Source organism: Stenotrophomonas sp. yr243 (assembly GCF_900184195.1).
Taxonomy (GTDB): Bacteria; Pseudomonadota; Gammaproteobacteria; order Xanthomonadales; family Xanthomonadaceae; genus Stenotrophomonas; species Stenotrophomonas lactitubi.
Window position 1 is genome coordinate 415,861 of sequence record NZ_FXWT01000002.1, and the last position, 15,619, is coordinate 431,479.

General features: G+C 64.9%; 9 protein-coding genes. 2 read left to right on the forward strand and 7 right to left on the reverse strand.

Annotated elements, in window-relative coordinates; genetic code table 11:
* Positions 1-171 precede the first annotated feature (171 nt).
* Positions 172-2,598 carry a penicillin-binding protein 1A gene (locus QOL57_RS08620; RefSeq protein WP_089236653.1) on the forward strand — a complete coding sequence of 809 codons (2,427 nt, stop codon included), beginning with the start codon at positions 172-174 and terminating at the stop codon, positions 2,596-2,598.
* Positions 2,599-2,835: 237 nt separating this feature from the next.
* On the forward strand, positions 2,836-3,480 hold the full coding sequence (locus tag QOL57_RS08625; protein WP_089236654.1) for a hypothetical protein: 645 nt from the start codon (positions 2,836-2,838) through the stop codon (positions 3,478-3,480).
* An 81-nt stretch (positions 3,481-3,561) separates the two neighbouring features.
* Here QOL57_RS08625 and QOL57_RS08630 read toward each other — a convergent pair whose 3' ends face one another.
* From QOL57_RS08630 to QOL57_RS08660, 7 genes are all read right to left on the reverse strand, one after another.
* Positions 3,562-4,287 (reverse strand): hypothetical protein, encoded by a 726-nt coding sequence (locus QOL57_RS08630; RefSeq protein ID WP_342351544.1) that lies wholly within the window; start codon positions 4,285-4,287, stop codon positions 3,562-3,564.
* 81 nt (positions 4,288-4,368) lie between these two features.
* Complete coding sequence (locus QOL57_RS08635; RefSeq protein ID WP_089236656.1) at positions 4,369-9,660, reverse strand: ESPR-type extended signal peptide-containing protein; 5,292 nt, start codon at positions 9,658-9,660, stop codon at positions 4,369-4,371.
* 62 nt (positions 9,661-9,722) lie between these two features.
* Positions 9,723-10,430, reverse strand: a complete 708-nt coding sequence (locus QOL57_RS08640) for a pilus assembly protein (RefSeq protein WP_089236657.1) — start codon at positions 10,428-10,430, stop codon at positions 9,723-9,725.
* A gap of 17 nt (positions 10,431-10,447) precedes the next feature.
* A complete protein-coding gene (locus QOL57_RS08645) occupies positions 10,448-11,557 on the reverse strand; it encodes a CfaE/CblD family pilus tip adhesin (RefSeq protein ID WP_089238085.1) in 1,110 nt (369 codons plus the stop codon).
* Between the two features lie 20 nt (positions 11,558-11,577).
* On the reverse strand, positions 11,578-14,301 hold the full coding sequence (locus QOL57_RS08650) for a TcfC E-set like domain-containing protein (protein WP_089236658.1): 2,724 nt from the start codon (positions 14,299-14,301) through the stop codon (positions 11,578-11,580).
* A 51-nt stretch (positions 14,302-14,352) separates the two neighbouring features.
* Positions 14,353-14,859 carry a CS1 type fimbrial major subunit gene (locus QOL57_RS08655; RefSeq protein ID WP_089236659.1) on the reverse strand — a complete coding sequence of 169 codons (507 nt, stop codon included), beginning with the start codon at positions 14,857-14,859 and terminating at the stop codon, positions 14,353-14,355.
* Between the two features lie 292 nt (positions 14,860-15,151).
* Positions 15,152-15,517 carry a NirD/YgiW/YdeI family stress tolerance protein gene (locus QOL57_RS08660; protein WP_089236660.1) on the reverse strand — a complete coding sequence of 122 codons (366 nt, stop codon included), beginning with the start codon at positions 15,515-15,517 and terminating at the stop codon, positions 15,152-15,154.
* Between the last annotated feature and the right edge of the window lie 102 nt (positions 15,518-15,619).

Here is a 15,619-nt window from a genome sequence, read left to right on the forward strand (position 1 = left end):
CGCATTAATAACGTATTCTTAGCAAATGGCAACCGCCCTGCTGTGACATCCCTCACAGGATGAACACGCAGCCCCTGGCGTCCCCTTGCACTCCCCAGTGCCGGCCCCAGCCGCCACCTTGCGTAATCTATACTCTGCGACCACGAAATTCGCAATCGGAATCTGACACCGATGACCCGTCTCCGCCGCTGGCTGCGCTGGATCTTTCTTGTTGTCCTGGTCCTGGCGCTGGTCGGAGCGGCCGCCGTTGGCGGCCTGTACTACGCCGTTTCTTCCAAGCTTCCCGACGTGCAGACCCTGCGCGATGTGGAAATGCAGGAGCCGATGTACGTCTACGCTGCCGACGGCAAGCTGATGGCGGTGTTCGGTGAGACCCGGCGTACCCCCATCACCATGAAGGACGTGCCGGAGAAGCTGAAGCAGGCGTTCCTGGCCACCGAGGATGCCCGCTTCTACGAGCACGGCGGCGTGGACTACAAGGGCATTGGTCGCGCGGTGTGGCTGCTGGCCACCACCAACGACAAGCGCGTGCCCGGTGGCTCCACCATCACCCAGCAGGTGGCCCGCCAGTTCTTCCTCAGCTCCGAGTACAGCTACACCCGCAAGCTGGCCGAGATCCTGCTGGCGCGCAAGATCGAGTCCGAGCTGAGCAAGGACGAGATCTTCGAGCTGTATCTGAACAAGAGTTTCTTCGGCAACCGCGCCTACGGCGTGGCCGCCGCCGCCGAGTTCTACTACGGCAAGAAGCTGGGCGAACTGGACCTGGACGAGATGGCCTCGCTGGCCGGTATCCCCAAGTTCCCGTCCTCGGGCAACCCGATCTCCAACCCGGAGCGCGCCCGCCAGCGCCGTGACAACTATGTGCTGCAGCGCATGGCCGACCTGAAGTTCGTCAGCCAGGCCGAGGCCGACGCGGCCAAGGCCGTGCCGATGCACGCCACCGCGCATGAGCCGCCGGTGCAGGTCGATGCGCCTTACGTGGCCGAGCTGGTGCGCCAGGAAATGATCGCCCGCTTCGGCGGCGACGTGGTCAACAAGGGCTACCACGTCACCACTACCATCGACGCGACGCTGCAGACCGCCGCCAACCTGTCGGTGCGCGACGGCCTGCTGCTGTACGACCATCGCCACGGCTGGCACGGTGTGGAAAAGCAGGTGCAGCTGGGTGCCGGCGATGATGCCGCCGCACTGGCCGAGCACCTGCGCGGCACGTTCTCGCAGTCCGGCCTGCTGCCGGCGATCGTCGCCAGCACCGGCGCCGACGGCAGTGCCACTGTGGTACTGGCCAACCGCAGCGAGATCGTGCTGCCGGCCGGTGCCGCCAAGTGGGCCAACAAGAGCCCGGCCAAGCTGGTACAGCGCGGCGACATCGTGCGCGTGCGCGCCGGTGCCAAGGAGGGCGAGTGGCTGCTCGACCAGCTGCCGCGCGGCCAGTCCGCACTGGTCTCGCTGGACGCCCATAGCGGCGCACTGAAGGCGCTGGTCGGCGGCTTCAGCTTCTCCGGCAACAAGTTCAACCGTGCCACCCAGGCCCGTCGCCAGCCGGGTTCGAGCTTCAAGCCGTTCGTCTATGCGGCCGCCTTCGACAAGGGTTACAACCCGGCCTCGATCGTGCTCGACGCCCCGGTCGTGTTCCGCGACCGCCGCGGCAAGACCTGGGCGCCGCAGAACGACGGCGGCGGCTTCCGTGGCCCGATGCGCCTGCGTGAAGCGCTGGTGCAGTCGCGCAACCTGGTCTCGGTGCGCCTGCTTGATGGCATGGGCGTGGACTACGCGCGCAAGTACATCAACCAGTTCGGCTTTGCCGAATCCGAGCTGCCGCCGAACCTGTCGATGTCGCTGGGTACTGCCTCGCTGACGCCGCTGTCGGTGGCCCGTGGCTATGCCGTGTTCGCCAACGGTGGCTCGCGCGTGGACACCTGGCTGATCGACCAGGTGCTCGACCGCGATGGCAACCTGGTGTTCAAGGAAAACCCGGCGATGGCCTGCCGCGACTGCGCTGGCAGCAGCGACCAGCCGGTGAACCAGGTGGTGGATGGCTTCAACTTCGGCGCCCCGGCACCCAAGGTTGACGCCACCGCCGCCGCCAAGGCGGAAGCCAAGACCGAAACGCCGGCCGCACCGGTCAACCCGGACGCGCGTACCGCACCGCGTGCCATCGACGCACGTACCGCGTACCAGCTGGTGTCGATGATGCGCGACGTGGTCCAGCGCGGCACTGGCGCCCAGGCCAAGGTGCTCGGCCGCGAGGACGTGGGCGGCAAGACCGGCTCCACCAACGATCACCGTGACGCCTGGTTCTCCGGCTTCGGCGGCCCGTACGTGACCACCGTGTGGGTGGGCCGCGACGACTTCCGCTCGCTGGGCTACCGCGAATATGGTGGCAAGGCGGCCCTGCCGATCTGGATCGACTACATGCGCACCGCGCTGAAGGACACCCCGATCGCGCAGAACGAACCGCCGAGCGGCATGGTCCAGGCCACCCTCAACGGTGCGGTGGAGTGGGTGAAGGTGGAAGACATGGACCGCCTGACCGACTACGACCTCAACCTGCAGAGCACCCCGCAGGCCGACGCGGCCGCGTTCGATATCTTCTAAAGGCGCAGGTTCGGTGGGTGCCAACCGTTGGTTGGCACTGCCCTTTGTAGAGCCGAGCCCATGCTCGGCTCCGGGGGCCCGCGGTAGAGCAGCCGAGCATAGGCTCGGCTCTACAGCATCAACGGCACCCTCTTGCTCGGGTAAACGCCAACCCTCGTTGACACCTCCGTCAAATACCCACGCAGATGTCACATGCCTGCGTTAGTCTGTGGCCAGGTCGCAACAGGGAGTCATCGCATGCACCGCGCTCACCAGCATGCTGCCAGCCAGACCCGCGAACGGCGTCATCGCCTCGCCCACGAAGCCGCCCGGCTGATGGCCGAAGGCGGAATCCGCGACTTCCACCAGGCCAAACTCAAGGCCGCCAGCCGCCTCGGCATCCACGACGATGCCTCGCTGCCCCGCAACGTCGAGATCGAACAGGCCCTGCGCGAGTACCAGCGGCTGTTTTCCGGCCCACAACACGGCAACGAGCTGCAGCGGCGGCGCGAGTCCGCGTTGCGCGCGCTGGAGTTCCTGCACGGCTTCTCACCGCGCCTGGCCGGCCCCGTGCTGGACGGCACCGCCGACGCCAACAGCCCCGTGCAACTGCATCTGCACAGTGACGACCCGGAGGCCGTGCATCGCTTCCTGGACGAGCACCGCATCCCCGCCGAATCGCGCACGCGGCGCCTGCGGCTGGACCGCGAGCGCAACCTGGACGTACCGGTGTGGGTGTTCAGCGCCGAAGAACTGACCTTCGACCTGGCCGTGCTGCCCTACGACGCCCTGCGCCAGGCACCGCTGTCGCCGGTGGATGAGAAACCCATGCGGCGGGCGTCGGCCACGCAGTTGCGGCAGCTGCTGGCCGAGACGGAGATCACCGCCTACATCGGCGGCTGACCGAGGTAGAGCCGAGCCTGCGCTCGGCTCGGCTCAGGGCCGCCATATTTCGCGCGGAGAGCAGCCGAGCATGGCTCGGCTCTACGGGAAGATCAGCTTTTCCTCGGACGGGGTTGCCAATCGTGCCAGCCACGGCACCGCAGCACGGTACGGGTACTCGGCCATCATGCGCGCATGCATCTTCTGCAGGTCATGCAGGTTCCAGGCGTGCGAGTACACGTCCTGGAAATCATCCGCCCAACCACTGCGCACGCGCATGCGTTCGCCATCAAGATTCGGTACCAGGTACCACGGCACCTGCAGGATCTCGGCCAGTGCCTTGTTGCGTACAGCACTCTCGTGCCCCGACCGCTGCAGCTGTTCGATGCGGAAACTCACGCGGCGGCAGGGAAAGGGCATGCAGGCACCGGTAGCGTTGATGTAATCGGCGATATCCGCGTACATGTCCGCCTGCAGCTTCATCGGTACCGGGTCCTGCAGCGTCTGCCGCACCCGCAGCGTGCGCTGGGTGCTGCCGCGGATCTCCGCGGCACTGTAGAAGGGATGACCCGGCGTCGTGCCCCCGTGGCGCACCAGCACGATGCGATGGATCGCTTCGTCGGTCAGCACTTCCACCCGCACGGCGGCGGCTTCCGGATGGATGCGCGGCTGCGGCACGTTCACCACGCGCCAGAACCCCCACACCATCAGCCCCATGCAGATCATCAACACCAGGCACGCCAGCGTCCACGTATCCATGTCGTGGGTGACGTAGCGGATGCGGGCGCGCCAGACGTAGTAGCGCCGGTAGGTCATGAAACGGCTCATGAAGCTATACATCGCAATTTCCTCTGCAATGGCCCCGGCGCGGCGGGGCTCGTTACGCGCACCACACCGGGGCGCCATGGCTTACCAGCCGATGCCCACACCCACGCCCATGCTGCGCTCACCGCTGTTGGTGAACGCACCATTGAGGCTGAAGGTGGCTGAGCCCTTGTCGTTGAGTACGCGCTGGTAACCCACCGCCATGGCCGACTCGCCCTCGGCATAGCCCACGCCCGCGCCGAGGCGGTTGTAGGTGGCCAGGCCAGCGGTGTTCATGGCCATCGCCGTCTGCGCACTGCTCATCGCCGCCATGCGGTTGAAGCGCTTGTCCATCTTGTCCAGGCGACGCTCGAAGTTGCTGATGGCACCATCGGTGTACTCGTTGGCGCGGGCCAGCATCTTCTCCAGTTCAGCGGTATCGACCTGCGGCGTGGGCGACGGCGTGTCGTCCTGCTTCGACTTCGGCTGAGGCGTGGGCGACGTGCCCTCGCCTGCCGAGGCCACCTGCGGCGAATCGCTGGCTTCCGGCGTTGGCGTGACCTGTTCGGTCGGCGCGGCCGAAGCCGTAGCCAATGCACGTGCCTGCGGCTTGCCATCGACGCGCTGCTCCAGCCCGTCCATGCGGCCATTGAGCTGCTGCTGTACGGCATGCAGCTGGCCACCGTTGACCGCCTCGCGGCTGCCGGCGGCGATCAGGCCGTTGGCCACGTTGGAGATGACCATGCCGTTGGCGCCGGCCAGGGTGAGCAGGGCGGTGCCGTCGCTGCGGGTGGAAGGCGTTTCCTGGAAGACCGAGCGGAGCTGGGTTTCGACGCGGTCCATGCGGGAGCCGGTGATGACTACGGCGGCGTCGAGGGTGGTGAGAGCGTCGTTGACGGTGCTCTGATGCTGGCCCTGGACGTTGAAGCCGGGGGTGGTGACGTTGCCGTTGGCGTCGATGTTGCCGCCGAGGGCGGACAGGGCGCCGCGGAGCTGGCCGATGGTGGCTGCGTCGTTGGCGTTGCGGCCGTTGGCTACGTTCACAATTCGGCGTTTCAGGTAGTCATTGCCAACAGAAACTGTGCCCACCTGATCCGCGACAGACTCAGCCCCCAATGCAACACTACCGTCAGCGCCGCCGAGGACTTGGCTAGCTGCACCAATAGCAACACCGAATCTCGCGTTGACACGGGATCCACTTCCCACGGCGAATCCATAGAAGCCACTCTCTGAAACCCAAGCCCCCCGGCCCAGCGCAATGGAGTTGGTCGCCTCCGCCGTGGCGTAGCTCCCTAGAGCTGTCGCTCCGGTTCCACCAGCAACTGCATCACCACCAAGAGCCACACCTAGCGCCCCAGCAACTGCCCCGCGTGATTGGTCGTCAGTGCCCACCGCAAGCCAGGCCGAATCAGCTTCAACTTTCGAGAGACGAAGATTCGTCTCATGCAGCTGACCTCCATTGACAAGATCGCTGCTGTCGCCATCAATGCGTCCCTTGGCGGCTCCAGTTAGACGAGAGCCCCCAAAGTCGACCACGCCATCAGGATCTGACGCCTCCATGAAACCACGCGACTTCAGTTCCTCCAGATGGATACGGTTGCGCGCGATATCTTGCCTCGCCTCAAACAACTGGCTACCAGTCACTGCATCGCGACTACCTTCAGCAATACGCCCATCGGCCAAGTTCGATAGAACCATGCCCTGCGCGCCTGTCAGATTCAGCTGGCCAACTCCATCCACCCGGGTCGAGGGTGACTGTTGGAACGTCGCACGCAGCTGACCTTCGAGGCCATCTACGCGACTTTCTGACCTGACCACTGCACCATCGAGTGCAGCCAAGGCATCTCCGACATTGTTCTGCTTGCCACCTTGCACGCTATAGACTGGCCCGACAACGTTCCCCAAAGCATCCAAGCCTGCACCGCCACCCAGCCCGGCAAGAGTTTCGTTGAGCTGCGCGATTGTGGAGACGTCCCCCTCTGCGATACCTCGACTTACATTCACCAGCCGGCGCTGGTACAGACTCGTTCCAAAGGAGACGGTGTCAGACTCCCTTGCAATTGATCCAGCCCCCACGGCGACGGACCTGGCCGCACTTGCTTCAACCCTACTATTCGCGCCAACCGCCGTTGTTTCAACTGCCGCTGCGCGCGAACCGGCACCGAGCGCGAAAGAACTCTCCGCCCCCTTCTCCACAAGTGCCCCTCTACCGAGGGCTACAGAGTTCTTGCCACCCGCGTTGGCATATGCACCTACTGCGGTTCCTCCCTCATGTTCAACGCTTGCCTGCGCCGAATCACCGATGGCCACACCCAAAGAACCCGATCTGGCGGCTTCGCTGAGGCTGTCGCTTCCAATACTCAGGAACTTTCCAGCGCTCTCGATTGCATTGACGCGCTCATTGGTCGCAAACAACTGACCACCATTCACAGCATCCGTGCTGGTCGCAGAACTTATATCCCCCGCCGCCACGCCCGATACGCGCGCACCCTCCATATCCACCAGACTGCGATCGACACTGAACTTAACAACGCCATCCAGATCCGGATCGAAGTTATCGAAGTCCGCACGCAGCGCATCCAGCTCGAGCCGGTTATCTGTGATACGCCCGTCCTGATTCGTCAGCTGCTGCGCATGCCCGGCTAGAGCCTGCCGCTGCGTCTCCACCAAGGCGTTGGTTGCAAACAGCTGCTGCCCGGTCACCGCATCCGTGCTGCCCGCGCTCAACGCTCCGTTGGCGATGTTGTAGATGCGCCGCTTGGCACCACTCTTGTTTGCGACATCCACGATGGTCCCAGTGTTCTCTGCACCCAGGCGAACGCTGCCGCTCGCAGATACCTGCCCCACCAGTCCGCCCAAGGCATCAGCCTTCAGCACAGCGCCATCGGCCACGCCACGGGCAGCGTCGGCCGCCGTCTTCGCCGCGGTTGCCGCCGTGCGCACACTGGTCACTTCGCTGTTGGTGTTATCGAGCTGCTGCCCAGTTACCGCATCGGTGCTGGAAGCGCTGAGCACGCCGTTGGCCAGATTCTGCAGCTTGCGCTTAACGCCGGTCTTGTTAGCCACATCGATGACGGTGCCGGTGTTGTCAGCGCCCAGGCGCACGTTGCCGCTCGCCGACACCTGCCCCACCAGACCATCCAGTGCCGCCACCCGCGCCTGCGCACCATCTGCGGTCGCCTTCACAGCAGCCACGCTGGTGTTGGTCGCATGCAGCTGCTTGCCAGTCACGGCATCACTGCTAGACGTATCCACGGCGCCGTCGGCCACATTGATCACTTTGCGCTTCAACGAGCCATTGCCCACGGAAACCTGATTGGCTGCGGTCGTTACCGAGCCATTTCCCAGAGCCACCGCGCCCGCATGCGTCGCACTGGCGCGATCACCGAGCGCCAACGCGCTCTGTGCCGTAGCACTCGCCTGATTACCCAGTGCCGAGGCATACAGGCTGCTGGCAACCGCTCCGCGCCCGACCGCCGTCGCCTGGCTGGCAGACGCGTTGCTCTGGAAGCCAAGTGCCGTTGCGTGCGTGCCTTTCCCGGACGCCTCATGACCGACAGCAACGCCCCTATCACCCGTTGCAACAGCATCTAGTCCGAGCGCTACCGCACCGTTGCCACTGCGGGTGCCAGCACCGATGGACACACCTCCGTTGCCACTGATCTTGTTACCCGCGTCATCCACCGTCGCGCGAGCGTCTGCGCCCATGGCGACGCTCTTGCCGTTGTAGGCTTTGGCGTTGTTACCCAGTGCAGTACTGATGCCGTAGCTGGCCTGCTCCGCGACAGCTCCCGCGCCCAGTGCCACCGCACTGGCATTCAGCCGTGCAGCCGTTGCGTCGGCTGCTGCCTGCGCCTTGCTGACATTCGCATTGGCGGCGTTGAGCTGCTTACCCGTAACCGCCTCGGTGCTGGTCGTGCTCAGCGCTCCATCCTTCAGACCGGTGATGGCGCGAACAGCATTGGACTTGTTTCGGACATCCAGAACGGTGCCGGTGTTCTCACCGCCAAGACGCACGTTGCCACTGGCCGATACCTGGCTGACCAGGCCACTGACCGTATTGGCCTTGGCCAATGCAGTGTTGGCATTGGTATTGGCCGTAGTGGCCGTGGACTGCGCTGCCGTGGCCGTCGTCTTCGCGGCATCGGCTGCAGTTCTGGCACTGGTCACATTGGTGTTGGTTGCATTGAGCTGCTTGCCCGTCACGGCTTCAGTGCTGGATGCAGAAAGCGCCCCGTCCTTCAAGCCGGTGATGCTGCGAACGGCGTTGGACTTGTTACGCACATCCAGCACCGTACCGGTGTTCTCACCACCCAGCCTTACGTTGCCACTTGCTGATACCTGGCTGACCAGGCCGCTGACCGCATTGGCCTTCGCCAGCGCTGTGCTGGCATTGGTGTTGGCCGTGTTGGCGGTGGATTGTGCTGCCGTGGCTGTCGTCTTCGCTCCATCGGCTGCGGTCTGGGCCTTGGTTACGTTGGAGTTGGTTGCATACAACTGCTTGCCTGTGACCGCATCACTGCTGGTCGAGTTCAGCCGCGCATCGGCCACATTGACCACCCGACGCTTCACGCTGCTGGTACCGACCGAAACGGTGTTGGCCTCTGTGGCAAGCGATCCACGACCAAGTGCCACAGTGCCATTTGCCGATGTCTTTGCACCATAACCAACAGCCACACCGTCGTACTCTGCGCGCGATTCCCCACCCAGTGCGATCGCACCCGTCCAGCCAATACTGCCCGCGTACGCATTGCCGCCGATGGCAATCTTTGAGACGCCAGCCCCGGCGTCCGTCATGGAACCACTTCCCACGGCAATGGAGTTTTCGGTTTGAGCCTTGGCATTCTGCCCAAGCGCCGTTGCTCCAATCCCGTTGGCCCTACTGTAGGTGCCTACAGCAGTGCCATATCCACCGTTCTCGGTGACGGCATAGTGACCGAGCGCAATGCTGTTATCTCCCCATGCCTCCGAGAGGCTCCCAAGCGTCACGCTTCTCGCACCCGCGGCACGGCTGCTGATACCTGCCGCGAGACTATGTTCACCGCTGGCACGTGCTTCCGACCCCAGTGCCATGGACTCCTTGCCGTCGATGACACTCCAGTTGGCGCGCGATGTGTTGCTGTACACATCGCCACGATTGACTGCGCGGGTCTCGAATGCACGCCCGCTGGCGCCAGCCGTTGCGACGAAGGCACTCATTGTCTGTCGTGCCCACCAGGCTGTGTCATCTTCGTCATCCTCGCGCGCGCCAGCAGTCGGCACCACCAGCAACGAAAGAAGCACAAGACTCCCTGCACGAACGGTGGAAGACGCCTTTCCGCGCGATGGTGCCAGTTCGCTGGCCACCACCCAGCACTGACGGACGCGACTCCATAGACGGCGATAGATACGATTCATTGGATCTCCTTAACAGGGATGTCAGAAAGAACCCCACCAGCGCCGCTGGCGGGGCTGAGGAATCAACCGGCGCTGGGCGCCAGGGTCTGCAGGTGCTCGCGATAGCCATCGCGGGTCAGTCGGTAACGCATCTGCAGCGTGTGTCCCGGCTGCACGGGGAAAGGCAGCTCCAACGCACTGCCGGGATACAGGCTTCGCGACACGTCGTGCGCAGTGCAGCGCGCACCATCGCAGTCAGCGATGCTGGTGATGCCTACGCGCACAGTGCCGGTGTTGCGCAGGCGATTGCCTTCCACCTGCACCGCCATGGCCGGCTGCGCGGGCAGCACATTGACCAGTGCGCCCCATATCAGGCTGACGCCGACATTCGCCTGCGCGCGCTCGCCCTCGTCTGCGCGCTCAATGACGTCAGGGCCACGCACGCCTTCGAAATACACGCGGTAGGCGGTTTCCTTCTCGACCGGCTGCAGCGGAATTACCCGGATCAGGCGATTACCGCCACCAGCCAGCGCGAACTTTCCGGGCGTGATGGCGATGGCCGCTTCGCCGGGCTCGACCTCGACCTCGTGTTCTTCTGCACCGGCCGGGTCGACGATGCGCTTGATCGAGGCCTGCACGTACTGCGGCAGGGTGGACTGCGAATAGATGCGGATCTGCGCGCCCTTCTTCACGTCCACCGACGTGCGCATGGGGTGCACGGTGAGGTTGGCGTGGGCAGGCATCGCCATCAGCAGCGACAAGGGAAGCAGGCAGCGAATGAGAGGCTTCATCGGGGGCTCCATGGGAATCAGGGCGTGACAGTGGGAACGCGCAGTTCCACCTTGAGATCGCCGTCGTAGTAGCCGGGGCGTTTGCTGCTGACCGGCACGCGGGGGGTTTCCAGCGTCAATGGCGTGGGCACGCAGAACACCGGCTGCGTCATGCCGGGCAACAGCACCAGGCGCAGCTTGGCGGTATCGATGCCGTGCAGCAGCTGCTCCACGCCGTTGCGCAGGGGCATGGCGCTGCCGTTGTGATCGAGGGTGACGGTGTAGTCCACGCGTTGCGTGGCATCGCTGCCGCCGTCGGTATGCCAGACCGAATAGCCGGAAGGCCCCGGAGGACGTGGCCCGCTGTCGCGCACGGTGACGCCCAGGTACTGGCTCTGCGAGCCCAGTCCGTCGTACAGGCACATGTCGAGTTGGGTTCGGCCGCCGATGGTCTGTGCGAGCGGGTCGTACTGCAGGTTCAAGCCGACGTGTGGAGTGACCTGGTCGAAGAGCGGGAAGTAGATGGAGACCGCGTTGTAGTCGGTGATGGTGAAGTCGAAAGTGATGACATTGGTCAGCACCGTCCCTTGTGCTGGATCCACTTTGAGATCGAGCTGGAGCTCACCGTGCCACTGACCCGCTACCAGTCTCCTGAGTTCTTCTTGTGGAAGTACAAGCCTTACTCCGGTACCTAGCGGCTCATCAACATTGCATTGGTCCCAAGCTGCTGAGTAAAGCGGATACACGTACAGGGTCCAAAAATCGTTAGTGCATGCACGACCCGACACGATCCGTCGCAACCAACCGTTCAATCTCACTTCTGTTGGAAGACCGGATCGTTGTTCGACCATCCTGAGTACGATTTCCGACGATCCGAATAGCACATCCTCATCGCCAGAGGTTCTGCAGCTGCCTTGCGAAGGATCCACACTGGATCGGCAGGTCAGATGTATCTGGCCAAGCTTGCGCGACACGTCACGACTGAAGCCCAGAACCGTCCTGTCTGGCCAAATCTCCAGATCACCTGGCATGGACGATCGATCCCACGCAAGCGTCACCTGCTGAACTATCGGACTGGGATCGGTCTCCGGCGGCTGCTGCGCCATCGCCCGTGGCGCCAACACCACCAACGCGCACAGCACCGCCATCACCCACCACACCCGCCGGTTCACTGCGCACCTCCCGCTGCCGCAGTCTGCGGCGTGGCGGCAATCAACGCCTGCTCCTGCAGCAGTCGCGTCACCCGTGCCTGATGGCGGATGTCGGCGGGCAGCTGCGCTACGGCCAGCGGTTCGCACTGCACAGTGCCCACCAGCATCACCACGCTGCGGCGCTCACGCACCTGCAGCGGGCAGTGCAGCAGCCTGTCGTCCTGCAGCAGGTACAGGGTCTTTTCGCGTCGTGGGAAGTCGGCCACGAAGCCTCCATTGCTGCCGGTGCCGGGCACCGGCGCGTTGAGAATGCGGGCGCCGCGCAGCGGTGCACCGGCGATGTCGTGGGCGTTGCCGATGAAGGTGTAGGTCACTTCAATCGGCACCGGCATGCGCACCAGCCGCCCGGGCGAGAGGAACAGCGGACGTGCGCCGCCGACACCGCTCACACGCACGGCGGCGATGCTGTCCAGTGCGCTGGCGTCCTGTACTTCGGCGCGGTGCGATTGGTAGGCGGAAATCGGCAGCAGGCGACGTTCGCCCAGCTTCAGCCGCTGCCGGCGCAGTCCGCCCACCTGCAGTTCGGCGGCCACGCCGGTCAAGTCCAGATCGTCAGTGCCGTCCACCTGCACCGCCAGCCCGGCATCGGCACCCACGCCTGCGCCCCAGTACAGCCCGCGCGAGCCGATGGCCAGCCCGGAACTGTGCGTGGCGCTGTACGCCACCTCGTTGCCGCCCTGGTGCTGGTAGCGCGATACCGTGGCGCCGGTTTGGCCGATGCGGTTCTGCAGCTGCCCGCTGAGCGTGGCGCTGTAGCGTTCGTTGTTGTTGCCACGCAATTCGCCGGACACTTCGCGGTACTGGTCTTCGTATTCCTGGCGCAGGGTCTGGCCGGCGCTGTAATTGATGTCCGGTCGTGCGTGCTGCGGCTGGCGCACATCCAGGCCGTAGCGCCGCTGTGAGCTACCGCGATCACCGCGCTGCAGGCGGTTGAGGCTGAAGTTGAAATAGATGCCGCGGTCACGCCCGTCGCGCAGGCCGCCGCCGCTGGTCTGCTGCCACACGCCGATGCGGCTGGACACACTGAACTCGCCCCAGCGCTGGCTGCGGCTGTAGCTGGCCTGCCAGGTGCGGCTGAGCTGCGGCACGCGCGTGGGCTGTGGAATCCACGGCGGCAACAGCGGGTCCAGCCCGGCCAGCGGATCATCCCCCAGCCCCGGCTGCACGGTACCTGCGCGCCAGGTCTGGCGGCGGGTATAGGCCACGTAGGCATTGCCACCGGCCAGCGGCAGTGCCATCGAGGCGCTGAGCGAATCGGCACAGCCGAGCCGGTCGCGTGCGTCATCCTCGAACTGGCAGGCACGGCCGCGCATGCGCTGGTGGTACACATTCCACGAGGCACGGCGACGATAGGACACCTGATGCTGCTGGCCACGGCTGCCATCGCTGCCGTGCATGCCGCTGAGGGTGGCGCGGATCTCCTGGGTGGCGAAGACATGGCGCAGGTCCAGCCGCAGTTCGCCATAACTGAAGCCACCAAGGTCGGCGAGGCCGGCCGTCATCGCCACGTTGCGCGACATCGGCACGCGCACGCCGCCCATCGCCGCCAGCTCATCATCGAAACGATCGCTGCGGCGCTCGTTGCGGCGGCCGCCCTGCAGGAACCACTGCACGCTGCTGTCGGTCCAGTCGCCGCCCTTGTCGAACGGCGCGTCCTCGCTGCGTACCAGCACGCCGTCTTCGTAGATGCGCAGGGTGATGGTGTAGTTGCCCAGCGGGAACCGGCGCGTATCGAGCTGGTTGATGCCGGCCTGCAGATAGAAGGTCTGCAGCAGGCGCTCGCCATCGAAGGCGTCCACCCGTGCATCGCGCGCCAGCAGCACGGTAAGCGGCGTGGCCTGCACGGCGGCAGCTGCATCCACGTAGGCCTGCGTGGTACCCAGCCGCAGGCCCTGGAAGCGATCCATCGGCAGCATGCTGAAACTGAAGGTGCCGCCCTGCGGACTGCTCAGGTTGCGGCGGTCCATGCGCCCAGCCTGCAGGTAGTGCTGCTGCCCCAGGTCATGGCGGTAATAGGCGTTGTCCAGCTGGAAATCACGGGTGGCGCGGCCACCACGGTAGTGCTGCTGGCTGAAGGTCCAGTCGGCGGACAGGTGCCCGCGCTGGAACACGCCCAGCGCGCCCATGCCCTGCGCAGCCAGCGACTGGTAGCCGCGGCCACCGCTGACGTTGAGCGTGTGCTGGTGCAGGAAGGCGTTTTCGGCATTAGCGCTGACCTGGTGGTAGCGCTCGGCGGCCGGTTCGCCGGGAATCCATTGGCGGGCGACGAACAGGCGCACGGCGCCCTCGCCTTCGTCATACAGCGCGCGCACGGCGGTGGGCTCCTCGGGGGGATCGATGTAACCGCAACCGGCGCTGGCGCCACCATAACGGCAGGCCAGATGGCTGTTGCGCGGCAGCGGCTGCGACAGCGCCGGCAACAATGCGGCCTGTGCCTCGGCGGGGAGCTGCAATGCCTGCAGCGCCTCGGCCGGGGCTTCCAGCTGCACGTGTTCCAGGGTCACGCGCACCGGCACCAGCCCGGTCGAACGACCGAACAGGCGTACCTCGAGTTGTTCGGTCTGGCCTTCGACCAGATCCTCGAAACCGGCGGGAACGCCGCGCGCCGCGACCAGGGGCGTGGCCAACGACAGGGCGAGCGCGACCGCCAGCCGGGTGACGGCGGGTGCGGGAGATTTCATGGGGGTGTTACCGGAAGCGGCCGGCCCGGCAAGCGGGCCGGCGCGGGCGCCTTACGGGCTGGTGGTCTTCTGCTGCATGGCGATGGTGACGATGCCTTCGTACTGGCCACCGGCAGTGATCGGCGCCTGGTTGGTCTGCGCGATACGCAGCGGCATCGGAATCGATGCGCCCGGCAGCGCGCCATCGAACAGGTCGGAGGCAAGGAAGTCCTGCGCGGCCACGGTCAATGCCTTGCCGTTGAGGCTGACGGTCAGCGGCACCGGGGCGCCAGCGCCCGAGGTGTGCAGCAGCTGCGGCGCGCTGCCGACGCGCACTTCGATGTCCTGGTCGATATCGTTGGAGTAGATACGCACCTGCTGCGACCACGGCACCAGGCCGTTGACCGGGTTGTGGACCAGGTTCACCACCGAATCCAGCGCGGTGCCGTCGGCCTTCAGCATGGCCAGGGTCGGGTCGACGCTGGCCCAGACCTTGATGTCGGCGTCGAAGGCATGGGCGGACAGCGAAAGGGTGGCCAACGCTGCAGCGAGCGTGGCCTTCTTCAGAATGGCGTGCATGGTTGTCTCTCTCGGACAGGGGGATATGAAAGCTCCCCTCCCCAAGGAGAAAGGGAGGGAAGCGCCGTCCGCAGAGGTGGGTGCGGCCGACGAGAGAATGGTAGGTATGCCTACCCCGCGCCGGCCATTCAAGCTTTCCTAAATAACTGAACGTTAAGGAGATTCTTTGAAGGCGTTCAATGTTTGAGGGTTATGCAAATTTCCTCATTCGGCCTTTGCAACAAACCTCATTGCGCGGCATGCACTTTGCAGAGTCGAGCCATGCTCGACGCACGGGTGCACCACCGCCGCCTCAACGCGTGCTGACGATCCGCACATGATCCACGTCGATGTCGGTAGGCTTGAAGCGGTGCGTATCCACTTCACCGTGCAGCTCCACCACGGTGGTCGCGCTGACGGCCTGGTGGCTGGGCAGATCCTTGTCGTCGATTTCCACATCGATCTCGCCGGTCGCGTCCTTGAAGCGGTAGCGCTCGTGGCCGATCTTGGCCACCAGCGTGCCCTGCAGCACCACCGGCTGGTCGTCACGCTGGTCGCGTGCTTCGGCCACCGTGGTGACGGCACTGGTGGCGCCCGGGCCGGTGTACTGGGCAAAGGCCCCAGCGCTGAACAGGCTCAAGGAAGTGGCGAGGAGCGCAAGGGTGAGTCGTCGGTTCATGGTGTTCTCCATGCAGGGATAAGTGCCCTCAGGTTCTATCGCCTCGAATGTGATGCCCATGCAATAACTCCGAAAAGATGTGAAAACGACATCCAATGTCAG

Excerpts from the sequence above, each read along its gene's own strand:
- QOL57_RS08620 (WP_089236653.1), top strand. The coding sequence starts at position 172 with ATGACCCGTCTCCGCCGCTGGCTGCGCTGGATCTTTCTTGTTGTCCTG.
- QOL57_RS08625 (WP_089236654.1), top strand. The coding sequence starts at position 2,836 with ATGCACCGCGCTCACCAGCATGCTGCCAGCCAGACCCGCGAACGGCGT.
- QOL57_RS08630 (WP_342351544.1), bottom strand. The coding sequence starts at position 4,287 with ATGAGCCGTTTCATGACCTACCGGCGCTACTACGTCTGGCGCGCCCGC.
- QOL57_RS08635 (WP_089236656.1), bottom strand. The coding sequence starts at position 9,660 with ATGAATCGTATCTATCGCCGTCTATGGAGTCGCGTCCGTCAGTGCTGG.
- QOL57_RS08640 (WP_089236657.1), bottom strand. The coding sequence starts at position 10,430 with ATGAAGCCTCTCATTCGCTGCCTGCTTCCCTTGTCGCTGCTGATGGCG.
- QOL57_RS08645 (WP_089238085.1), bottom strand. The coding sequence starts at position 11,557 with ATGGCGGTGCTGTGCGCGTTGGTGGTGTTGGCGCCACGGGCGATGGCG.
- QOL57_RS08650 (WP_089236658.1), bottom strand. The coding sequence starts at position 14,301 with ATGAAATCTCCCGCACCCGCCGTCACCCGGCTGGCGGTCGCGCTCGCC.
- QOL57_RS08655 (WP_089236659.1), bottom strand. The coding sequence starts at position 14,859 with ATGCACGCCATTCTGAAGAAGGCCACGCTCGCTGCAGCGTTGGCCACC.
- QOL57_RS08660 (WP_089236660.1), bottom strand. The coding sequence starts at position 15,517 with ATGAACCGACGACTCACCCTTGCGCTCCTCGCCACTTCCTTGAGCCTG.